Genomic DNA, 21251 nt, shown 5'->3' with positions numbered 1-21251 from the left:
ACTGACGGATGGAAACGCGGGCAAATCATATCTGGGTGGGGGCGGTTACCTTGCTGATCCTCGGTGCCCTTGCGCTGTTCATCGTCTGGCTCGCGCGACTCGGCGGCGGGGACCAGAACGAATACGACATCTTCTTCAAGCAGTCGGTGGCGGGCCTCGCCAATGGCAGCTCGGTCGATTTCGCGGGTGTGCCGGTGGGTCAGGTCAACCAGATCGAGCTGTGGGACAAGGATCCCGAATTCGTGCGCGTCCGTATCAAGGTGCGCGAGGAAGTGCCGATCCTGGTCGGGACCACCGCGACAATCCAGGGCAGCTTCACCGGCGTGTCGACCATAACGCTGGATGGGGCGCGCACCGGCGCTCCGCCGATCTCCTGCGAGACCACCGCCTGCACCGAAGGCGTGCCGATTATCCCGCCGACCTCCGGGGGCGGGATCGGTGCCGTACTCGCCAGCGCGCCGCTGCTGCTCGAGCGTTTGGCCACGCTGACCGAGCGGCTGACACTGCTGCTGTCGGACGAGAACCAGAATTCGCTGCAGGGCATCCTGCGCAATACCGAGCGCATGAGCGGCGATCTTGCCGCTGCCACGCCGCAGATCGAGCGGGTACTGTCCGAACTGCAGGTGACATTGCGCGAATCCAGCGAAGCGCTCGATGCGTTCGAGAAGGTTACGCAGTCGACCGACAGGCTGATCAACCAGGAAGGCTCGCAGCTCGCCGAGCAGCTGCGCGGGACGCTGAATTCCGCCAGCGGCGCCGCCAAGGCACTGGAGCAGACGCTCGCAGATGCGCGGCCGGCGACCAAGCAACTGACCGAGAGCACGCTGCCGGCTGCCGAAGCAACGCTTCGCGACCTGCGCGCTACGAGCAAGGCGCTGCGCGACGTGACCGAGAAGATCGACGAAAAGGGCGCAGGTGCCCTGCTAAGCTCGCAACCGCTGCCCGATTACGAACCGTGAGGCGCATGATGACGACCTGTTTTCTTCGACCGGCCGCATTGGCCCCGATCGCCTTGCTCGCGGGCTGCATCAGCTTCGGCGGCGAGACGCCCGATAATCTGCTCACGCTGACCCCGACCGCTTCGGCTCCGGTGGGCGCGGGCGGCTCTGCCAATGCCGGGACTGCGCTGGTCCTGTCCGAATTCGAAGCGCCCGCCGCGCTCGATGTGACGCGTGTGCCGGTCCAGATCGATCCGACCAAGCTCGCCTATCTCCAGGAAGCGACCTGGGTCGAAAAACCCGCGCGCCTCCTGCGTCGCCTGATTGCCGAAACCATCCGCACCCGTTCTGGCCGCGTCGTCATCGACGGCGACGATCCCGGCGTGCTGGCCGAAAACCGCCTCACGGGAACGCTGCGCCAGTTCGGCTACGACGTGCCGTCGTCCAGCGTGGTGCTGGTCTTCGACGCGGTGAAGCCCGGTAAGGGTAGTGCGATCGAAACCCGCCGCTTCGAAGCGCGCATTCCTGGCATCGCTGCCGACCGTGAAAGCGTCGGTCCGGCGCTCAACCGGGCGGCCAACGACGTCGCGGTGCAGGTCGCCGACTGGGTCGGCTGACGGGTCAGCTTTTCGCCAGCAGCATAAAGGTGTGAGCGGCGGAGAACTCGTCGCCCTTTTTCCGGCGGCGCTCCTCGGCCTCTTCCTCGCGGCCCCATTGGTCGGCCTGCCATTCTTCCTCGAGATTGGCATCGCGCCATAGCTGCATCGGATCGTTCACGGCCTCGTCGTCCGCCAGCAGGGCGATGGCGAGCGATGCGCTGAGCGATGCGAGGGCGGTCATGCCCGCCAGCGCGAAATCGTCCAGCTGTTCGAGATGGGCCTTCAGCGTCGCGATCGTTTCCGGAGGCTGCGGCCTGTGCATCACGCCGCTGATCCGCTGGAATGCTACGCCATGCTTGTCTTCAAGGCGGCAAAGAAGAGGTTCCCAATCCTCCTGCTGCCGCCGATAGAGCGGCTCGTCCGGGTCGGCGCGATAGCACAGCGTGTCGGTTTCCGCGAAGGCCAGCAGCTTGGCGATCGTCTCGTCCCGATGCTGTCCGACGATGTCGATGGCGAAATCGGCGTGGTCGCGGAACAGGAACTTGCGAGGGTCTATCTCTACGCCTTGCTCGGCCCATTCCGCCGCAAGGGCAGAGCCAAGCGTCTCGCTCGGCACGACCTGCGGTCGGCCCATCTGCGTCTTGATCGGCCGGCCGTCGAGCAGCACGCGATAGCCGCCGTCGGTCGGTTCGACGCTCACATCCTTGTAAAAACGCTTCATTTGTCGCGCGTGCTCCAGCGCTTGGCCAGCTGGGTGGGGATCACGAAGAATTCCACCAGCCCCAGCACCAGCAGCGCGATGCCCAGCGCATAGGGCAGCGCAATCGCTTCGGCGACGATCAGCGCACCGACGACGACCATCGCGGCCCCCGACAGGCGGATAAGTTGCAACAGCCAGAAACGGCTCGCGGCGGGATCGGGCTCAGCCACGGATCATGTCCTCCAGTTCTTCCATCGTTTCGGCCACGGCGCTGGCGCCGGTCTGCAGCAGTTCGCGCGGTTCGTGATAGCCCCAGGCGACGCCGATGGCGCGTATGTCGGCCGCACGGGCCATCTCCATGTCGAAGCTTGTATCCCCGATCATCACCGCCGCCTGCGGCTCGACGCCGACCTCGACCAAAGCGGCCTCCAGCATCGCCGGATTGGGTTTGGACGGATAGCGGTCCGCGCCGTGGAGGGTCACGAACAGGTCCTTGATCCCATGCGTTTCGAGGCAGGAATGGAGTCCCCGGTCGCTCTTGCCGGTCGCCACGCCGAGCAGCCAGCCATCCGCGGAGAGCCTTTCGAGCAGTTCGCGCATCCCGTCGAAGAGCGGTTCGTGCAGTTTGCCCGAAAGGCGGATGTCGCGGAAAATGCGTTTGTACGCGTCGACCACCTGCAGCCGGTCGACCTCGCGGCCGTCCATCATCAACTGGCGCACGGCAAGGGGCAGGCTCAGGCCGACTGTCCGGCGGATCGCAGTGCGCTCGGGCGGCGGCGCGCCGATGGTGCCGAAGGCGCGCTCCATCGTTTCGCAGACGGCGGCCTGGCCATCTACCAAAGTACCGTCGCAATCGAAGATGGCGAGGCGGTTCATGCACAAGCTTTCCGCATCCAGCCGGCGAGCGCAGGATTTCCCGCTGACACCAGCCCGGTCGCGATCCACTGACGCTCTTCGGTGCTGCTCTTCTGCGAAAGCTTTACCGTCGAGCGGCTGGCCATGACCGTCATTTCGAAACCGACGACGCCTTTGAGCAGCGCAGCCCAGACCCGCTCGCTGGTTTCGGCTGCGCTCCAGCCATTTCCGGCAAGCTTGGTTTCATGCCTTGCGATCATCCCGTGCAGCATCTCTTCCAGCGCAGCTTCGTCGAGCACCGACACACGGCCTTCGAGTTCGAGCGCGACGTAGTTCCACGTCGGCACCGTGTCGCGGTTCGCATACCAGCGCGGCGAGATGTAGCCGTCGGGACCATCGATCACGATCAGCGCCTGCGTCCCGTCGAGCTCCGGAGCGAGTAGGTTTCGCTTAGCGAGATGAAAGCGAATGCCGCCATCCGGACCTATGGCCAGAGGTGTATGAGCCACCCGGGGGCCGTCCGCGGTCTGCGCGAAGACGGTCCCGAAGCCGACCTCGTCGAGAAGCCGCGCAAGCAGCGCTTCGTCGTCGGCTCTGAACACCGGGTTGGGGTGCATCAGCGCTTGCCCTTCGGCTTCGCCGGCTTCCCGCCCGATCCACCCCGCGCACGCCGAGGTCCGCGCTGGGACTTGCGGTAGTTCTTCGCGTGCTGGCGGGCCTGCTGCTTCTTTTCCTCGCGGCTCTTGGGCGGCGGATCGTCGCGCATAGGCGTCGCGTCGCTGATGTTCGGGTCGAAGCCGAGTTGCTCCATGCTCGCCGCGAAGTGCTCGGGCAGGTCGGCGGTCGTGTCGAGCTTGCTGCCGTCAGGACTGTCGATGATCAGGCGGCGCGCATGCAGGTGCATCTTGCGGCTGATCGAGCCGGTAAGAAACGCATCCTTGCCGCCGTATTTCCCGTCACCGACGATCGGGTTGCCCATCGCCGCGCAGTGCACGCGCAGCTGGTGGGTGCGCCCGGTCAGCGGCTGGAGTTCGAGCCACGCGGCCTTCTTGCCGGCGCTGTCGACCACCCGGTACTTGGTCTTCGCCGATTGCCCGACTTCGTGATCGACATGCATCTTCTCGCCGCCGGAGCCCGGCTGCTTGGCGAGCGGCGCCTCGATCACGCCCTCGCGGATTTCGGGCACTCCGACCACAAGCGCCCAGTAGATCTTCTTGGCGCTACGCCCGGAGAAGCGCTTGGAGAAATACGATGCGCTGCCCGGAGTTTTCGCCACCAGCAGCACGCCCGACGTATCCTTGTCGAGCCGGTGGACGAGGCGCGGGCGCACGTCCTCCTCGCCCGGCGCGAAAGCGTCGAGCAGGCCGTCGACGTGATGCGTCGTCCCGGTGCCGCCCTGCGTGGCGAGGCCCGGGGGCTTATTCAGCACGATCGCGCTCTTGGTCTGCTTGACGACCATGTCGTGCGCCTGGCTGATCTCGTCCTCGGTCAGCGGGCGCTTGACTTTGGACCTCTTATGCGGCGCATCGCCACCCGGCGGCACGCGGATCTGCTGGCCCGCGGCGATCCGGTCGTCGGGCTTGGCGCGCTTCCCGTCGACGCGGATCTGGCCGGTGCGCGCCCATTTGCTGATTGTGCCGAAGCCGACCTGCGGCAGATGCCGCTTGAACCAGCGGTCGAGGCGGACGCCGTCATCGTCCTGCTCGACGGTAAAGGTGCGGACTTCGTCGGCAGTTTTCATGCGAAGCTCCGCATCAGGGTGAGGCCGACCACCAGCGCGCTGATGCCGAGCGCGAAGCTGAGGATCGCGTAAAGGGCGGCGAAGAGGAACTGTCCGCGTTCGATCAGCAGGACCATCTCCAGGCTGAGGGCGCTGAAAGTGGTAAAGCCGCCCAGCAGGCCGACGCCCAAGAGCAGGCGCATCTGCTCGCCGTCGCCGCTGCTGCGAACGGCCAGCCCCCCTGCGAGCAGCCCCATGGCGAGGCTGCCGACCGCATTGGCGGCAAGCGTCGCCCAAGGGAACAGCGAGACCATCTGCGGCCCCAGCCACCAAGTCATGCCGCGCCCCAATTGGTAGCGCAGCACCGCGCCGATCGCGCCGCCGAGAGCGACGTTGAGGCTGGCAAGGACGGGGGAGTAGGTGGACATTGCTGCAAGCGCCCCTAGCGCCTCGCGCGGGAAACGGGAAGCGCGCAGTCAGCGCTTGCCTTTTACCGCTCGAATCCGTATGTGCGCCCCGGTTCGAGCCGATCCGGAACGGATTCGGCGCGTTTTTCGTTTATCTAACGAAGCACTATTCAAGGAGGCATACCCCGCCGCGAGCGGGCTCTGGCCCGCAAGTCGAGGTATTGAAGTTTATGCAGATCATGGTTCGCGATAACAATGTCGACCAGGCCCTCCGCGCGCTCAAGAAGAAGCTGCAGCGGGAAGGCGTCTATCGCGAAATGAAGCTGCGTCGTCACTACGAAAAGCCGAGCGAAAAGCGCGCCCGCGAAAAGGCTGCTGCCGTACGCCGCGCCCGCAAGCTCGAGCGCAAGCGGATGGAGCGCGACGGCGTAAAATAAGCCGTTGATGCGATATTCAAGCTAAGCCATGAGGGCGCGGAGAAATCCGCGCCCTTTGCGTATCACAGGCGAATTTGCATGACTGAAATTACCCGCGTTCCCCTTCAGCCCATTTCCAAGGGCTCGCTCACCAAGCTGTGGATCGGCGTGATCATCGCCGTGCTGCTCGGCGCGGGCCTCGCCTGGGCGGCCGTGCCCAAAGGCGTTTCGGTCGAGACCGTCACCGAGGGTACGGGCGATTCGCCGCAGGTCGGCGACGTGGTGTTCGTGAACTACGTCGGCAAGCTCACCGATGGGACCGAATTCGATCGTTCGCAGCCGCTGCCGATCCCGCCGGGCCTGTTCCCGGACGGCAATCCCCTCCTGCTGCAGGAAGGCGCGATCATCGATGGCTTCATCGAAGGGCTGACCCAGATGAAGAAGGGCGGCGAATACGTGCTCACCATCCCCGCGGACCAAGCCTATGGCGCCGAGCCGCCGCCGGGCTCGCCGATCCCCGCCAATGCCGATCTCGTATTCGAGGTCGAGGTGGTGGACTTCATGAGCGAGGAAGATTTCCAGGCGCGTGCCGCCGCCATGCAGCAGATGATGCAGCAGCAACAGCAGCAGGGCGCACCAGACGCAGCGCCCCCGGCCGAATAGGCCGCGTCGCGCGAATTCTTGAAGCTGCGGAGCGGCGCTGCTAGCTGCGCTTTGCAACCGGTCAACACCAGGAACGGAAAGGACGGCAGCCATGTCCGTCGATAAGGCCACCGTGGCGAAGATCGCCTCGCTGGCGCGCATCAAGATGGGTGACGAAGAGCTCGAGCGGATGGTGCCCGAGCTGAACGGCATTCTCGACTGGGTCGAACAGCTGGGCGAGGTCGATGTCTCCGGCGTCGAGCCGATGACTGCGGTGATCGAAAACCACCTGCGCCTGCGCGACGACGTGGTCGACGCCGACCCCAAGACCGCCGGCGGCCGCCGCGAGGATGTGCTCGCCAATGCGCCCGCGGCCGAACACGGCTTCTTCGGCGTGCCCAAGGTGATCGAGTAATGTTGCGTGGTGACTGTCCTTCGACAGGCTCAGGACGAGCGGATGTTTTCGCCCGCAAACCCACACCCGCTCAGCCTGAGCCTGTCGAAGGCCAAGCTCCGACGGTAGAGACGAAGTAATGACCGAACTCACGAATCTTGGCGTCAAGGACATCCGCGACGGCGTCGCTTCCGGCGAGTTTACCGCGCGCGAAGTGGCCGAAGCGTTCAATGCCGCCGTGGCCGAAGCCGCCAGTCTGAACGCTTTCATCGTCACCACGCCCGACCATGCGCTCGCCTCTGCCGACGCGGTCGATGCCAAGCGGGCCAAGGGCGAGGACCTCGGCACAATGGGCGGCGTGCCGATCGGCATGAAGGACCTCTTCGCCACCAAGGGCGTGCAGACCACCGCCGCCAGCCACATTCTCGAAGGCTTCAATCCGCAATACGAAAGCACCGTGTCGCAGAACCTGTGGGATGCGGGCGCGGGGATGCTGGGCAAGCTCAATCTCGACCAGTTCGCGATGGGCTCCTCCAACGAGACCAGCTATTTCGGCAACGTCAGTTCGCCCTGGCGCAAGGCTGGCAGCAATGCCGCGATGAGCCCGGGCGGCTCCTCGGGCGGTTCGTCCTCCGCAGTTGCCGCGCGAATTGCGCCTGCCGCCACCGGCACCGACACCGGCGGATCGATCCGCCAGCCCGCCGCCTTTACCGGCATCTGCGGCATCAAGCCGACCTATGGCCGCTGCAGCCGCTGGGGCGTCGTGGCTTTCGCCAGCAGCCTCGACCAGGCCGGGCCGATGGCCCGCACGGTCGAAGATTGCGCGATCATGCTGGAGGCGATGGCCGGGTTCGACCCGAAGGACGCGACCAGCCTGAAGATGGACGTGCCCGCATGGGAAGCGGGCCTTTCCGCCGACCTCAAGGGCAAGCGCATCGGTATTCCGCGCGAATACCGCATGGAAGGAACCGACGAGGACATCCTCAAGTCGTGGGAGCAGGGCAAGGAATGGCTGCGCGATGCGGGCGCGGAGATCGTCGACGTCTCGCTGCAGCACACCAAATATGCGCTGCCTGCTTATTACATCGTCGCCCCCGCCGAAGCCTCGTCCAACCTCGCGCGCTATGACGGCGTGCGCTATGGCCTACGCGACCTGCCCGACGGGGCGGGCCTGCAGGACATGTACGCCGCCACCCGCGCCGAAGGCTTCGGTGACGAGGTCAAGCGCCGCATCCTGATCGGCACCTATGTGCTCTCGGCCGGCTTCTACGACGCCTATTACAACCAGGCGCAGAAGGTCCGTACGCTGGTAAGTCGCGACTTCGCCGAGGCCTTCGGTCAGTGCGACGCGATCCTCGCGCCGACCACACCGACGGCCAGCTTCCCGCTGGGTTCGCTCAACGACGACCCGCTGACGATGTATCTGAACGACGTGTTCGCCGTCCCCGCATCGCTCGCCGGCCTGCCCGCGATGAGTGTGCCCGCGACGGTGAACTCGGACGGCCTGCCGCTCGGCCTGCAGATCGTCGGCAAGCCCTTCGACGAGCAGGGCGTGCTGAACGCAGGGCTGGCGATCCAGCAACGCGCCGGGTTCGACGCGAAGCCGGAGAAATGGTGGTGACACTGTTCGGCGAGAGTTCTGACGACCGGCGCGATAGGTTGCTGGGTATTGCGGGGCTGACAGCCGGCATTCACGGCCTCCGCATTCTTGCGGAGCGTGGGCTTGCTTCCTCAATTGATATACAAACTTCGGTCGATGGTATTCGTGCGGTGCTGGAAATGCTCCCGGAAGGCTCACTGGAGCAAGGGCAGTTTGATCGTCTCGAGAAAATGTTCGACCAAATGATCTCGATTGCCCGCACACGTTTCGAGGAAACAGAATGAGCACGTATCGCATCCAGGGCGCAACGGGTGAGTGGGAGGTCGTGATCGGCCTCGAAGTCCATGCGCAGGTCACGTCCAAGGCCAAGCTGTTCAGCGGCGCCTCGACTGCCTTCGGGGCGGAGCCGAACACGCAGGTCAGCCTCGTCGATGCGGCGATGCCCGGCATGCTGCCCGTGCCGAACGCCGAGTGCATCCGCCAGGCAGTGCGTACCGGCATGGCAATCGAGGCCCAGATCAACAAATACAGCCGGTTCGACCGCAAGAACTACTTCTACGCCGATTTGCCGCAGGGCTACCAGATCAGCCAGCTCTACCACCCCATCGTGGGCGAGGGGCAGCTGCTGATCGAGGCGGACGAGAAGGCCGGTATCCCGCAAGACAAGGTCATCGGGATCGAGCGTATCCATGTCGAGCAGGACGCGGGCAAGCTGATGCATGACCAGCATCCGACCATGTCCTATGTCGATTTGAACCGCAGCGGCGTGGCGCTGATGGAGATCGTATCCAAGCCCGACATGCGCTCGCCCGCCGAGGCGGGGGCCTATGTGCGCAAGCTGCGCTCGATCCTGCGCTATGTCGGCAGCTGCGACGGCAATATGGAAGAAGGCTCGATGCGCGCCGACGTCAACGTCAGCGTGCGCAAGCCGGGCGAGGAATTCGGTACGCGAACCGAAACGAAGAACGTGAACTCCGTGCGCTTCGTCATGCAGGTCATCGAATACGAGGCAAACCGCCAGGTCGACGTGCTGGAGAACGGCGGCAGTGTCGACCAGGAAACGCGCCTGTTCGATCCGAACACCGGCACCACGCGAACCATGCGCAGCAAGGAAGACGCGCATGATTATCGCTACTTCCCCGATCCCGACCTGCTGCCGCTGGAGTTGGAGGACGCGTTTCTCGAGGAATGCCGTGCTTCGCTGCCCGAGCTGCCCGATGCCAAGCGCCAGCGTTACGAGAGCGAGCTCGGCCTCACGCCCTATAATGCACGGGAACTGACTGCCGAGGTCGAAACCTTCGGGCGCTTCGAAACGCTGCTGGCCGCGACTGCTGCGAAGATCGGCAAGCCGGAAGCCAAGGTTGCGACGCAGGTGGCCAACTGGGCGCTTTCGATCGCGCCCGGTGTCATGAAGTCGCTCGGGGATGAGGCCGATCCGGCCAACGCCACCGCCGAAGCGCAGGCGAGCATCCTCGCGATGCAGGACAAGGGCGAGATTTCGGGCGGACAGGCCAAGGAGATTTACGAGATCGTCTTAAAGACCGGACGCGACCCCGAGGAAGTAGCCGAAACGGAAGGCCTCAAGCAGGTCAGCGACACCGGCGCGATCGAAGCCGCGATCGACGAGATTATCGCCAACAATGGCGACAAGGTCGCGGAATATCGCAGCGGCAAGGACAAGCTGTTTGGCTTCTTCGTCGGCCAAACGATGAAGGCGATGCAGGGCAAGGCCAATCCGGCAGTGGTCAACCAGATCCTGAAGGACAAGCTGGGCTGATGCAGCTGGCGCTAACCCCGGCCGGTCGTTCGCTGGTTATCACGGGGGCAGCGCTGTTTATGGCGGGCATCCTGCAAGGCGCTGTTGTGGACATGCACGCCAATCCACGGATGGCCCTGTCCGCGCATCTCGATGCCGTGCAAAGCGGCATGGCGGTGATGATCGCGGGCGCGCTCTGGAGCACGGCCAAACTTGGTCAACGGATTGAACAGATTGCGCGCTGGACCCTTGCGATCGGTATGGTCGGCCTGTGGGTGGGCATAACGCTTGCCGCAGTGAGCGGTGCCAGCGAGGTGCTGCCCATGGCCGGTGAGGGAGATGATGGTTCTGCTCTGGCCGAAAGCGTCGTCACGCTCGTTGTCATGGGATCGAGCGGTCTCCTGACCGTCGGTTGGGCGCTCTTCCTATGGGGACTGTTCCGGGCACGATGACCTCCATCGTCCTCGTCCAACCCGAGATACCCGGCAATACCGGCGCGGTGGGGCGGACCTGCGTGGCGCTCGACATGGAACTGGTGCTGATCCACCCGCTCGGTTTCGAGATTTCGGACAAGCGAGTGAAGCGCTCTGGCTTAGACTACTGGCCGCACATCGGGCTGGTCGAGTTTGCCAGTTGGGAGGCGTTCATCGCGGAGCGGTCTCCGCGCGCCGACCAGCTCTACCTGTTCGAGGAATACGCTGAGCGCAGCTTCTACGAACCGGACTATCCCGAGGACGCCTATCTCGTCTTCGGGCGCGAGACGAAGGGCATCCCGGCGGAAATCATCGAGGCCCATAGCCAGCAGCTGGTCGGCCTACCGATGCGCTCGAACAAGGTGCGCTCGCTCAACCTCGCAAACACAGTGGCGGCGGCAGCCTACCAGGCAGTGCGCAAACACCTCGCCTGATTGCCGATTTCATTACGCGGGATATGCTCGCGCAAATGAAGTGGGCGGTCATCATATTCACCCTGCTTTACGCACTGGCACTGCTGCTGCTGGCAATCGGCACCTTCGGCTGGTTCGGGCAGGAGCGGGACCCGCTGTCGGGTGTGTTCCTGGTCCCGCTCGGCCTGCCGTGGAACTGGCTCGGCGACAAGGCCGGCCTGACCGGTCCGGTGCTGGCCATGCTTGCGCCAGCCATCAATGCAGCGATTCTCTACTGGCTGTGGAAGCGCTGAACTCCAGCCGCCGGTAATCAGTGCATCCACGATCACATAGGTTTCCGGGCCGTAGCTGATCGTCACCCGGTCGCCATCGCGGCTGGTTTCGAAGTCCCAACCCGCAGAACCGTCGGCTTGCGCACTGTCCGCACTATACGGCTCGGTACCGCGGAAGAAGATCGCGCGCTTGCGGCCGTCGGGCTTGGTCACCTCGACCAAATGCTCGTTCGGTCGTTCGCTCCAGTTCCGCTTGACGCCAGCAGTGCAGCTTTGCGTCGGCGCAGCGTTGTCGAAACCGCACTGGCTCGGGGCGGTCGCGTTGTATTCGGTCCCAGCCACCAAAGTGTCCTCGCTCTCGCCGTCCATGGGTCCGTTTTCGCCCATCCCAACATTGGCGTCGCCCATCGACACGCTGACCAGTCGCATGCCCCGTCGATATTGTCGACGATCTCTCCGCCCAGCGCTTCGGCGGATGCCTCGGTCGGGCAGCCGACCAGGATTGCGCTGTCGTCGAGCTAATTGGACGTGGCCGCGCTTTCGCCCAGCCGCCTGCATGGATCGCCCGACGCCGGGTAGCCGTCGCCGAACGGGGCGAGCGTTTCAGGAATGACGGCGACATCCTCTGCCGGCGCCTCCGGCTCGGATGTATCCGCGGTATCCCCGCAGGCGATGAGGGCGAGAGCCGAAGTCCCCATCAATACTGGTCTGGAGATCATCTGCTATCCTCCCTCAACGACAATTGGGATGCTGGCCGATATCGCGGATATCGTAGAACCGGCGATCGGCGATGGTGACCTGCACGCACTGGCGCGACTGAGGGCGCCACTGGATCGAATAGCGCGTGTTGCCGCTGGTGAAATTGTCCACTTGGCGGAAGCCGCGGCGCTCGAGCTGGGTCATCCCGCCTGCCGCGCGGGCATCGCGCAGATCCTTGAATTGCGCTGCCTGGCGATAGCCGCCCTGGCCATGATGATACGACAGGTTTGCGTTGCGCTGCTGGACGCCCGCGGAATAGCCGCTCGAGTAAGAGTCCGATCGGTCGTAATTGTGATAGGCGGCATTGTGCAGCCCGTCGGTGTAGCCGCGCTCGTACTGCATTTCGCTGTCGCGGTCGGAGTGGTGGTTGCCGTCCTCGTGATGGTGCGACTTGTGGCTCAGCAACGCGCCGAGGATCGCGGCACCGGCTACCGCTGCCACCGCGGCCCCGGCATTGCCCTTATGATGGCCACAATCCTGGTCGGACGCATCGTTGATCGTCATCACTTGGCCGTTGCGCGCTTCGACTTGCACGCAATCGTCATCGCCTTCGTCCCACCAATAACTGTAGACGAAACCCATTTCGTGGCGGTCGCTGCCGATGTGGGCAAAGCCGCGATCGCGCAACTGGCGTTCCGCGCTCCCGGCATCGGAGCCGTTGAGATAGGTCAATTCACTTGCTTTTTCAGCCAGCGCTGGCGTGGCGGCCATCGCGACAGCGGCGCAGAAAAGTGCCGATTTTGGCAGTGTGGAATTCATGACGAACAACTCCCCTATTCGTGACGTCAGTGCACGAACCGGGTCGTCTCGCGGGCCGAAACGACCCGGCGCCCGTTGGAAGACTACCACTGCGGGGCGGATTGGGAAGGTCGGTAACTTTTATCGTTATGGCCTGCGCCAATGAAAAAGGGCGCCGGGATCGCTCCCGACGCCCTCCCAATTCTTGCTCAAGAACAGCTTAGCCCTGGCGTTCGCCCGTGATCGGCATATCGCCGAAAGCACCAGCGTTCACGGTGCCGGTCAGCTGGTCGCCATCGACGGTGGCATTGCAGTTCAGCGTCATCGGCATGGGGACGGTCATGTCCATCTTCCAGCTCAGCGCGTTGCCGTTGATGGTGCCGTCCTTGACGTCCATCGAACCCATTCCGCCGGCCATCGAGCCGGTGAAGGTGTTGCCATCGTCACCCGGGACGACGGTCAGGGTGCCTTTCTGGTCGCCCATCGGGCTCTTGACGACGGTGTCATACGTACCGGCTACGGACATGATAATTCCTCTCTGTAGGTTTTGAGGGTTTGAAGTGACACCTTAATCCGCGTTGCTGACATCAGTGTCAACATCGAGATAGGTCGTCGGCAGGCCGAGCTTTTCGAGCTGCGCGTCGATCTCGCTTCGATCGCCGACCACCACGATGGTGAGATCGTCGGGGCCGAGATACTGCCGGGCCGCCGCATCGATCGCGGTCTTGTCGATCGCGCGATAGGTGGCGGGCAGGGTGGTGTAGTAATCGTCCGGCCGGCCAAGCCGGTCGTTCTCCACGATGGCGCCGAGCACTTGGTAATTGGTCTCGAAGCGGTTCGGGAGGCCGCGGATATTCCCGTCGGTGACGCGGGTGAACTCGGTATCGTCGACCGTGCGGGTGCCTTCGGCGAACTCGCGCGCGGTATCTAGGATCAGCTGGACGGAGTCGCCCGTACGGTCGGACTGGACCGAAGTGCTGACCGTGAAGGTGCGCGGGCCAGCCGGGGCATCGACGCCGCTACGTGCGCCGTAGCTCCACCCCTTTTCCTCACGAATGATCATGTTGAGGCGGCTGAGGAAGCCGTTGCCGAGCACTTCATTGGCGAGGTCGAGCGATTCCAGCCCCGGTGTTGCCCCGGCGAGCGGCAGGACGCGGCCCGCATAGATCACCGATTGCGGCGAATTGGGCCGGTCGATGACTACGAGACGTGTTCCGTCCACCGGCGCGGAGTCGGTAAACACCTTCTCGGGCGCGGCGGCCCCGCTCGCCTCCCAGTCGCCGAAAGCGCCCTCCAGCTGGCGGGTAAGCTCGGGCATGGTGATGTCGCCGACCACGAAGATTTCCGCGTTATCGGGACGGATCCATTTGCCGTGCTCTGCGCGCAGGGTCGCCGGGCCGATGGCCTCGACCACCGGCACGGTGCCGAGGCTGCCGACGGTGCCATAGGGATGGTTCTCGCCGAAGATCAGCGGGCGCAGTGTGCGGCTGGCCAGCCCGCCGGGGGAGGACAGCTGCTGCGCGATCTCGGCCAGGCGCTGGTCGCGCACACGCTTGACCTCGGTCTGGGCAAAGGCGGGATTGCGCACGATGTCGGCCATCAGCTCCAGCGACGGCGCAAGGTTGGTCGCGAGCGCATTCATCGTTACCGAACTGGTGTCGAGCGAGCTGCCGGTGCCGATCGAAGCGCCGAGGCGCTCCTGCTCCTCGGCGATCTCGACGGCGCTGCGGCTGGTCGTGCCTTCTTCCAACAGGTCCATCATAAGCGATTGCGTGCCCGCGCGGGCCGCACCATCGGCGGAATAGCCGGCATCGAACTGCATCGAAATGACGACCTTGGGCACGGCGGTACGGCGGGCCAGGGCGACCGAGATGCCGTTCGAGAGCTCGGCTCGCTCGACGGTCGGGAAAGTCAGCGGGCCGACATCTTGCGGCGTCGGCATTTCGCGCGGTGGGCCGGTACGGGTAATCTCGATCGGTTCCTTGGCGTCGGGCTCCGGCGCGGGCGTGCTCGCCTCGTCGCCCCAGCCGCCCATGTCCGCGCCGCTCTCGACACGCTCTCCGGGCACGATAGCGAGTTTGTAGGCCGGGCGATTTAGCCAGCGGGCGAGCGCCTCGCGCACTTCGCCGCTTTCGAGCGAGGCCGCGCGCTCCAGCGCCGTGCGGTAATAGGCCGGATCGTCGGAATAGAGCAGCCCTTCGGCCAGCGTCGAGCCCTTGCCGCCGAAGCCACCGACGCGTTCCAGCGCGTTGATCTCGCTCGATACCCAACTGGTCGCCGCGCGATCCATTTCCGCCGCGGTCGGCCCGCTGGCGAGATATTCGGCCATGACGGCGTCGAGCCGAGCTTCCGCCTGTGCGCGGTCGACGCCCGGCTTGATGTCCATCTGCGCCATCAGGATGCCGACCTGCTCGGACTGCCAGTTATAGGCGCTGACGCTGGTGGCCAGCTGCTCGTCGCGGACCAGCACATTGTCGAGCCGCGAGCTGGCGAGGCCGCCGAGAATGTTCATGCCGATCGACAGCGGCACGGCGTCCGCGTGGTTGATACCGGGGCCGGTCCAGGCGCGATAGACGCGCGTCTGCGGAACCTGGTCGACCAGCTCGCGCGTCTTCTCTGCCGCCAGCGTGACCGGCGCGGCCTGCACCGGCGTGACTTCGGGCCCGCGCTCGATATCGCCGAACCAGCGCTCCACCATCGGGCGCGCGGTCGCGGCATCGATATCGCCGGTCAGCGAGAGGACAACGTTGTTCGGCGCGTAATTGTCGATGAACCAGTTGCGCACATCGGTCAGGCTCGCCGCGTCGAGATCGGCCATCGAGCCGATGGTCGAATGGCGATAGGGATGGCCGACGGGAAACAGCCCTTCGAGGATGGCATAGAACGTCAGGCCATAGGGCTGGTTGTCGCCCTGCCGCTTCTCGTTCTGGACCACGCCGCGCTGTTTATCGAGCTTCTCCTGGCTGATCGCGCCGAGGAGGTAGCCCATGCGGTCGCTTTCCATCATCAATGCAAGGTCGAGCGCGCCGGTGGGAACGGTTTCCACGTAATTCGTGCGGTCGAAATTGGTCGAGCCGTTGGTGCTGGTCGAGCCTGCGGCCTCCAGCGGAATGTCGAAATTCTCGACGTTCTCGCTGCCGCCGAACATCAGGTGCTCGAACAGGTGCGCAAAGCCGGTGCGGCCGCGCGGTTCGTGCTTCGATCCGACACGGTAATAGGTCGTCACGCCCACGATCGGCGCTTTGCGATCGGTATGGACGAGGACGGTGAGGCCATTGTCCAGCGTGAACTGCTCGTAGGGAATATCAACCTTGTCGACGAGGCTCGCGAGCGAACCGTCGGTGGCGGGCGGAGTGGCCGCGGTTGCCATCGGCTCGCCGGGCACGCTGGCGCATCCGGCAAGAGCGAAGGTGGCAATTCCGGTGAGCAGGATATGGCGCATGGTCGAGTTCCTGTTAGCGAGTTCGGTCGGATGAAACGGTATAGCGGCGCACGGCATTGGCAAGCACATCCTCGCGCCAAAAATGCACCGGCTTCAAGCGGTGCTGGATGAACAGCGTAGCCTGATCGGCGTAATGCGGGGAATCGGGGCGCGTGGTCGCAGAACCGAAGGGCTGGATCGAGCGCGAGGTGACCCGCTCGCCCGGCATCCATTCGACCCACTGGATGAAGCTGTCGCCATGGCGCACGGACAGGCGGCCATCGTCGTCGATATCCCATAGCGTCGAAGCGCGCAGCGTGTCGGAGCCTCCGTCGAGCGGAAGGTCGACCGTCCCCTGCCGCAGGCGCAGCAGCTCGCCCATCGGCGGATCCAGCCTGCCGAAATGGGTCAGCAGGTGGTCGACCGAGCGTTGCAGCTCTTCCTCCGCATCGGGCCACGGCTCGTTGTTGTAGCTCGATCCCATGAACGGCCGGATCATCAGCAGCGCGAGGCTGTCCGCGCGGCCGATATTGTCGGCTCTAAGATCCCAGCCTGCTAGCAGCCGCTGGGCCGCCAGAACATGCTCGTCATCGGTGCGGATCGCCGCAACGTCGCGCAGCATTTGCGCGATGTAGCCGGTGTTTTCGTAGCCGGTATCGTATTTGATCCGCTCCAGCGCGGCACGGTCGAGCACGTCCGCTTCGGCCATCAGCTTCGCCCCGCGCGTCCCGCGATTGGTGTTCTTGATCTCGATGCCGAGTTCGGGGGGAAAGTCTTCGGGCGAGAGATTGCTGCCGGGGCCTGCGTCGAGGAACGGGTTGTTGTTCGCCTCGACCAGCCAGCCGCTGGCCGGATTCACATACCGGGGCAATTGCTCGTAGCTCACCGGGCCGCGCGTGATCAGGTCGCTACGATCGCCGGGCAGGATGCCGCGCCAGTCGATCCGCTCGCCATTCACGGTCGCGGGCCGGGACGGGATCGCGGCATTGTAGATATTGGCGATATTTCCCGCCTTGTCGGCATAGATGAAGTTGGTCGAAGGGATGTCCATCCGTGCAAGGATGCCCTGCCATTCGTCGAGCGAGCTGGCCTTGTTGAGCCGGTAGTAGGCGTCGAGCTGGCCGAGATTGCCCATCCCGCCATAGCGGATGGCGAAGGCACCCTTGTCGTTCTTCACCACAGGGCCGTGCACGCTGCGCCAGATGTCGCGCCGGATCGGCAGGACGATCGGGCCGACCCGGACTGGCAACGTCACCGTGCGCTTTTCGATGTCGCGCCACTTCCCGTCGAGACGATAGCGTGTGCCGCTGTCGTCCAGCACCAGCTGGTAGATATCGACCATGTCGGGCGTGTTGACTGTATTGGTCCAGCCGAGATCGGCATTGTGGCCGAGAAAGGGGTAGGGGCTGCCGGGAAAATTCGCTCCGGCGAAATGCCACCCTTCGCCGCTTTCGACCACCAGTTCGTACCACGCGACACCGCCGCGCCAGGGCTGGTGCGAATTCGAGATCAGCGTCGTCGGCCCGCCGGACTTCTCGGGCGTAACGGCGAACGCGTTGGAGCCGCTCATCGCCGATTCCTCGCGCGAGGGCAGGGCGAGCGGGCGGGTGTAGGCGAGAGGTTCGGAGCGCGTGCCGTCCATGATCGGCGGTGCATCGCTTGCAGGATCGTCCGTCGGGATCGCCGGTCCTTGCTCGCGGCGCAGGGGCTCACCTTCGACCAGCGGGCCGATGACATTGCCGAGGCCGAAGAAGAACGGCTGGCGCAGCGCGAAACCGGCGGCGACGTCCACCCCGTCGACCGGGAAGAGATTGCCGAGTTTCACTTCACCAGGATGCGCGGCCGCATAGTCGTTGAGGCCCGCAGCGTAGGCTTCGAACAGCGCGCGCGTATCCTCCGGCAGTTCGGGAAAGCGCTGCTCGGCAGTGCCGCGCGCGTCGAGCAGGTGATAGGCATAGTCGAAGGCCGCGCCGTCCTGCCCGGCGATCGCGCCATAGCGCCCGCGGCTCATAGCGATCACATCCTGCAGGGTGGTAAAATCGTCCTCCGAATGGGCGACGGCCACGCCATAGGCGACATCGGCATCCCGCTCGCCATAAATGTGCGGCACGCCGAATTCATCGCGGACGATTTCTGCGGTGTAGGTGCCGGTAGAGGGGCGGACATCGTCCCGATCCGCCCAGAAAGGCTCCCACGTCGCAAGGGCCACGAAGGCGACAAGCAACAGGACAAGCAGCGCGAACCCGCCGCGCGCGAACCATTTACGCATTAAGACAATTCCTCTCTTGGCCCGTGGCCTAGCGAGAAAGGCGGGCAGTGCAAAGAGGCGGCATTGGGCTGGGTAAAACCCGCCGCGCGCTATTTCGTTAACGGGATTCGCCTCGCTAGCCAGAATGTGTGAGCACGCAGATCACCATCGGCCATGACGCCACCGGCAAGCCGGTCGAGTTCGATGTCGAGGAATTGCTCGCCACGCGCCTGCTGGTCCAGGGCAATTCCGGCAGCGGCAAGTCGCACCTGCTGCGCCGCCTGCTGGAGGAAAGCGCCGGCATGGTGCAGCAGGTGGTGATCGATCCGGAAGGCGATTTCCCTTCTCTGTCCGAGGAATTCGGCCATGTGGTAATCGACGGCGCGGCCTATTCGCCGGGCGAGATCGAGGCGCTGGCCCGCCGCATCCGCGAACACCGCGCCAGCGTGGTGCTCGATCTCGACGGGCTGGAAGTAGAGCAGCAAATCCGGTGCGCCGCGCAATTCCTGACCGCGCTGTTCGATGCTCCGCGCGAGCATTGGTACCCGGCGCTGGTGGTCGTGGACGAGGCGCAGATGTTCGCCCCCTCCGCTGCGGGCGAGATGGCCGAGGACACGCGGCGAATGACGCTATCGGCCATGACCAATCTCATGTGCCGTGGGCGCAAGCGCGGCCTCGCGGGTATCGTGGCGACACAGCGGCTGGCGAAGCTCGCCAAGAACGTCGCCGCCGAAGCGTCGAATTTCCTCATGGGGCGCACTTTCCTCGACATCGACATGGTGCGCGCGGCCGATCTGCTCGGCATGGAGCGGCGGCAGGCGGAGCGTATTCGCGAGCTGGAGCGCGGGCACTTCCTCGCGCTGGGTCCGGCGATCACGCGTCTACCGCTGGCGTGCAAGATCGGCCCGGTGAAGACAGGCAACCAAGCGCGTACCGAAGGGTTGATGGCGCTGCCCGATACCGCGCCTGCCGACATGGAAGCGCTGCTGACGCGCAACCTTGCGGGAGATGTCGCCAAGACGGCACCGCCTCCGCCACCGCCCGCACCGCGGGTCGAGGATGTCGAGCAGAGTATCGCGCGAGCGGAAGAGCGTCAGGTTGCGCCGCCCGCCGAACCGCGCGACACCTCCGCCGTGGCGGAGCAGATCGAGGCGATCATCCGTGCGATGGCGAACGAAGAGGGCGTCGCCTTCCAGTCCGCCAGCGCGCAATACCAGACCTTCCTCACCCGCTGCCGACGCGAGCGGATCATCGGTCCCATGCCCGACATGCGCGCCTTCCGCCGCCGGTTTGCCATGGCGGGCGCTGGTTTGGACGAGCTGCCGGAAGATACCGCCGCGCGCATCATGGAACTGGCTGAGGCGGTCGAGGAAGACTTGCTCGCACCCTTCCTGGTGATCGCTCGCGCCGCCCATGCGGGCGAAACGCAAGTCGACGAGGAGGCGCTTGCCCGGGCCTATGGCACCAGTTCGCCCGGACGCATCCGCCGCCTGCTCGACCACCTCGAGCGGCAGGGCCTCGTCGTCGTGCGCGAGGATTTCGGCGGCGACCGGACGGTGATGGTGCCAGGGTTAGGCGATTTAGCGACTGCCGCCGAATAGTTGGCGTCCGGCGAGATCAAGCATGATCTCTTCGCTGCCCCCGCCGATCGCATTGACGCGCACCTCGCGGTAGATCCGCTCCACCTTGCTGCCGGTGATGTAGCTTGCCCCGCCAAGGACCTGCGCCGCCTCGCGGGCGACGGACTCGAGCATGCGCGTCGCCTGCACTTTCAGCATGGCGAAATCGGCCGGGCGGTCGCGCCCCTCGCGCACCTGCCAGGCGCACAAATCCACCCAGGCCTGCGTTGCTTCGATCTGGCGTTCCATGTCGGCCAGCTTGATGCGGATCGACTGGTGGCCGACCAGTGGCTTGCCGAAGGTCTCGCGGTTCTGCGCCCACTCCGCTGCCTCTGCCATCGCGACGCGGGCATAAGCACAGCAGCCCATCGCCATGCCGAGCCGCTCGCTGTTGAAATTGCGCATGATGCCTAGAAAGCCGCCATTTTCCGGACCGATGAGGTTCTCGGCCGGTACGCGCACATCGCTGAAATGGATCGCGGCCGTATCCGAACAGCGCCAGCCCATCTTGTCGAGCCGGGTGCGCTCAACCCCTTCGCTGTCCATATCGATCAGGAGCAGCGAAATACCGCCGGCGCCCGGACCGCCGGTGCGCACCGCGCAGGTCAGCCAGTCGGCCCGCATGCCCGAGGTGATGAACATCTTGCCGCCGTTGACGATGTAATGGTTGCCGTCGCGCACGGCTGTGGTCGCCAGATTGGCGACATCCGATCCGCCGCCTGCTTCGGTAATGCCGAGCGCGATGATCTTCTCGCCCGCAAGGACCGGCGGGGCGACGCGTTGCTTCAGTTCGTCCGATGCGAGGGCGAGGACGGGAGGGAGTCCGATGCCGTGCGTCATCAGCGAAGCGCCAAGCCCGCCGGCCCCCACGGCTGCCAGTTCCTCCGTCACGACGAGGCCGTGGAAGATGTCGAACCCTTCCTCGTGCCCGCCGTACTTCTCCGGATAACGTAGCCCTAGGATGCCCGCTTCGGCGGCTTTTCGGTGCAATTCGCGGGGCAATTCGCCCTCGTCTTCCCACCTGTCGATATGCGGCGCGATCTCGCGGGTGACGAAGCGCCGCACGCTTTGCGCGAGCGCTTCGTGGGTCTCGTCATAGTAGGGGGAGCGGGCGCGCCAGTCGTCGAATGCTGTCATGGGCATGAGAGTTGCGCGGCGCACGCCTCCGGTCAATCGCGAAGAAAAATTCGCCTGCCCTCTCGCCAAGCGCGAGCATACCCCTATATCCGACTAACACACCTCACGAAATTTGCGTCGAGGGCTTGTGTTGCATAATCGCAA

General features: G+C 64.9%; 24 protein-coding genes. 12 read left to right on the top strand and 12 right to left on the bottom strand.

Annotation, left to right across the window (positions count from 1 at the left end):
- The first annotated feature begins 8 nt into the window (after nucleotides 1-8).
- Together ACSH0F_RS11805 and ACSH0F_RS11800 are read left to right on the top strand one after the other, a co-directional pair.
- Nucleotides 9-959 (top strand): MlaD family protein, encoded by a 951-nt coding sequence (locus tag ACSH0F_RS11805; protein WP_278327477.1) that lies wholly within the window; start codon nucleotides 9-11, stop codon nucleotides 957-959.
- Nucleotides 960-964: 5 nt separating this feature from the next.
- Complete coding sequence (locus tag ACSH0F_RS11800) at nucleotides 965-1555, top strand: ABC-type transport auxiliary lipoprotein family protein (protein ID WP_435203002.1); 591 nt, start codon at nucleotides 965-967, stop codon at nucleotides 1553-1555.
- Between the two features lie 4 nt (nucleotides 1556-1559).
- Here ACSH0F_RS11800 and ACSH0F_RS11795 read toward each other — a convergent pair whose 3' ends face one another.
- The 6 genes from ACSH0F_RS11795 to ACSH0F_RS11770 are packed head-to-tail and all read right to left on the bottom strand — an operon-like array spanning nucleotide 1560 to nucleotide 5240.
- Nucleotides 1560-2258: an ATP12 family chaperone protein gene (locus tag ACSH0F_RS11795; protein ID WP_435203000.1), complete on the bottom strand. Its 699-nt coding sequence runs from the start codon at nucleotides 2256-2258 to the stop codon at nucleotides 1560-1562.
- Nucleotides 2255-2467 carry a hypothetical protein gene (locus ACSH0F_RS11790; RefSeq protein WP_435202998.1) on the bottom strand — a complete coding sequence of 71 codons (213 nt, stop codon included), beginning with the start codon at nucleotides 2465-2467 and terminating at the stop codon, nucleotides 2255-2257. Before ACSH0F_RS11790 ends, ACSH0F_RS11795 begins: the two co-directional genes overlap by 4 nt.
- Nucleotides 2460-3113 carry an HAD-IA family hydrolase gene (locus ACSH0F_RS11785; RefSeq protein WP_435202996.1) on the bottom strand — a complete coding sequence of 218 codons (654 nt, stop codon included), beginning with the start codon at nucleotides 3111-3113 and terminating at the stop codon, nucleotides 2460-2462. Before ACSH0F_RS11785 ends, ACSH0F_RS11790 begins: the two co-directional genes overlap by 8 nt.
- A complete protein-coding gene (locus ACSH0F_RS11780; RefSeq protein ID WP_435202994.1) occupies nucleotides 3110-3709 on the bottom strand; it encodes an FMN-binding negative transcriptional regulator in 600 nt (199 codons plus the stop codon). The genes ACSH0F_RS11785 and ACSH0F_RS11780 overlap by 4 nt, the downstream gene beginning before the upstream one ends.
- The gene (locus ACSH0F_RS11775) at nucleotides 3709-4833 is read right to left on the bottom strand and encodes a pseudouridine synthase (protein WP_435202992.1); all 1125 of its coding nucleotides are present in this window, start codon (nucleotides 4831-4833) and stop codon (nucleotides 3709-3711) included. The genes ACSH0F_RS11780 and ACSH0F_RS11775 overlap by 1 nt, the downstream gene beginning before the upstream one ends.
- Nucleotides 4830-5240, bottom strand: coding sequence for a CrcB family protein (locus ACSH0F_RS11770; protein WP_435202990.1), 411 nt, complete (start codon nucleotides 5238-5240; stop codon nucleotides 4830-4832). The genes ACSH0F_RS11775 and ACSH0F_RS11770 overlap by 4 nt, the downstream gene beginning before the upstream one ends.
- Nucleotides 5241-5449: 209 nt before the next feature.
- Here ACSH0F_RS11770 and rpsU point away from each other — a divergent pair, with 209 nt between their 5' ends.
- The 9 genes from rpsU to ACSH0F_RS11725 all read left to right on the top strand — a co-directional run bounded on the left by rpsU (nucleotide 5450) and on the right by ACSH0F_RS11725 (nucleotide 11206).
- On the top strand, nucleotides 5450-5656 hold the full coding sequence (gene rpsU / locus ACSH0F_RS11765) for a 30S ribosomal protein S21 (protein WP_007011585.1): 207 nt from the start codon (nucleotides 5450-5452) through the stop codon (nucleotides 5654-5656).
- Nucleotides 5657-5734: 78 nt separating this feature from the next.
- Nucleotides 5735-6298: an FKBP-type peptidyl-prolyl cis-trans isomerase gene (locus ACSH0F_RS11760; RefSeq protein WP_435202987.1), complete on the top strand. Its 564-nt coding sequence runs from the start codon at nucleotides 5735-5737 to the stop codon at nucleotides 6296-6298.
- A 91-nt stretch (nucleotides 6299-6389) separates the two neighbouring features.
- Entirely contained in the window at nucleotides 6390-6692 is a 303-nt protein-coding gene (gene gatC / locus ACSH0F_RS11755; protein WP_435202985.1) for an Asp-tRNA(Asn)/Glu-tRNA(Gln) amidotransferase subunit GatC, read from the top strand.
- Between the two features lie 118 nt (nucleotides 6693-6810).
- Nucleotides 6811-8292, top strand: coding sequence for an Asp-tRNA(Asn)/Glu-tRNA(Gln) amidotransferase subunit GatA (gatA, locus tag ACSH0F_RS11750; RefSeq protein WP_435202983.1), 1482 nt, complete (start codon nucleotides 6811-6813; stop codon nucleotides 8290-8292).
- Complete coding sequence (locus tag ACSH0F_RS11745; protein ID WP_435202981.1) at nucleotides 8289-8555, top strand: hypothetical protein; 267 nt, start codon at nucleotides 8289-8291, stop codon at nucleotides 8553-8555. The genes gatA and ACSH0F_RS11745 overlap by 4 nt, the downstream gene beginning before the upstream one ends.
- Nucleotides 8552-10048 (top strand): Asp-tRNA(Asn)/Glu-tRNA(Gln) amidotransferase subunit GatB, encoded by a 1497-nt coding sequence (gene gatB / locus ACSH0F_RS11740; protein WP_435202979.1) that lies wholly within the window; start codon nucleotides 8552-8554, stop codon nucleotides 10046-10048. Before ACSH0F_RS11745 ends, gatB begins: the two co-directional genes overlap by 4 nt.
- On the top strand, nucleotides 10048-10479 hold the full coding sequence (locus ACSH0F_RS11735; protein ID WP_435202977.1) for a hypothetical protein: 432 nt from the start codon (nucleotides 10048-10050) through the stop codon (nucleotides 10477-10479). The genes gatB and ACSH0F_RS11735 overlap by 1 nt, the downstream gene beginning before the upstream one ends.
- Entirely contained in the window at nucleotides 10455-10934 is a 480-nt protein-coding gene (locus ACSH0F_RS11730) for a tRNA (cytidine(34)-2'-O)-methyltransferase (protein WP_435202975.1), read from the top strand. Before ACSH0F_RS11735 ends, ACSH0F_RS11730 begins: the two co-directional genes overlap by 25 nt.
- A gap of 35 nt (nucleotides 10935-10969) precedes the next feature.
- The gene (locus tag ACSH0F_RS11725; protein WP_435202973.1) at nucleotides 10970-11206 is read left to right on the top strand and encodes a hypothetical protein; all 237 of its coding nucleotides are present in this window, start codon (nucleotides 10970-10972) and stop codon (nucleotides 11204-11206) included.
- Between the two features lie 497 nt (nucleotides 11207-11703).
- Here the strand turns inward: ACSH0F_RS11725 and ACSH0F_RS11720 are convergent, their stop codons facing one another.
- The 5 genes from ACSH0F_RS11720 to ACSH0F_RS11700 all read right to left on the bottom strand — a co-directional run bounded on the left by ACSH0F_RS11720 (nucleotide 11704) and on the right by ACSH0F_RS11700 (nucleotide 18372).
- The gene (locus tag ACSH0F_RS11720; protein ID WP_435202971.1) at nucleotides 11704-11904 is read right to left on the bottom strand and encodes a hypothetical protein; all 201 of its coding nucleotides are present in this window, start codon (nucleotides 11902-11904) and stop codon (nucleotides 11704-11706) included.
- 13 nt (nucleotides 11905-11917) lie between these two features.
- Nucleotides 11918-12703, bottom strand: coding sequence for a hypothetical protein (locus tag ACSH0F_RS11715; protein WP_435202969.1), 786 nt, complete (start codon nucleotides 12701-12703; stop codon nucleotides 11918-11920).
- A gap of 199 nt (nucleotides 12704-12902) precedes the next feature.
- The gene (locus ACSH0F_RS11710; protein WP_435202967.1) at nucleotides 12903-13208 is read right to left on the bottom strand and encodes a hypothetical protein; all 306 of its coding nucleotides are present in this window, start codon (nucleotides 13206-13208) and stop codon (nucleotides 12903-12905) included.
- Nucleotides 13209-13250: 42 nt separating this feature from the next.
- Nucleotides 13251-16124 (bottom strand): M16 family metallopeptidase, encoded by a 2874-nt coding sequence (locus ACSH0F_RS11705; protein ID WP_435202965.1) that lies wholly within the window; start codon nucleotides 16122-16124, stop codon nucleotides 13251-13253.
- Between the two features lie 13 nt (nucleotides 16125-16137).
- The gene (locus ACSH0F_RS11700; protein ID WP_435202963.1) at nucleotides 16138-18372 is read right to left on the bottom strand and encodes an acylase; all 2235 of its coding nucleotides are present in this window, start codon (nucleotides 18370-18372) and stop codon (nucleotides 16138-16140) included.
- A gap of 128 nt (nucleotides 18373-18500) precedes the next feature.
- Between ACSH0F_RS11700 and ACSH0F_RS11695 the strand changes: the two genes are divergently transcribed.
- Nucleotides 18501-19952 carry an ATP-binding protein gene (locus tag ACSH0F_RS11695; protein ID WP_435202961.1) on the top strand — a complete coding sequence of 484 codons (1452 nt, stop codon included), beginning with the start codon at nucleotides 18501-18503 and terminating at the stop codon, nucleotides 19950-19952.
- Here ACSH0F_RS11695 and ACSH0F_RS11690 read toward each other — a convergent pair.
- On the bottom strand, nucleotides 19932-21107 hold the full coding sequence (locus ACSH0F_RS11690) for an acyl-CoA dehydrogenase family protein (RefSeq protein WP_435202959.1): 1176 nt from the start codon (nucleotides 21105-21107) through the stop codon (nucleotides 19932-19934). The genes ACSH0F_RS11695 and ACSH0F_RS11690 overlap by 21 nt on opposite strands.
- Nucleotides 21108-21251 lie beyond the last annotated feature (144 nt).

It is taken from the genome of Qipengyuania sp. 902, assembly GCF_051195295.1.
Classification (GTDB): domain Bacteria; phylum Pseudomonadota; class Alphaproteobacteria; order Sphingomonadales; family Sphingomonadaceae; genus Qipengyuania.
The sequence above is the reverse complement of the archived record's forward strand: the minus strand, read 5'-3'. Positions and strand labels throughout refer to the sequence as shown.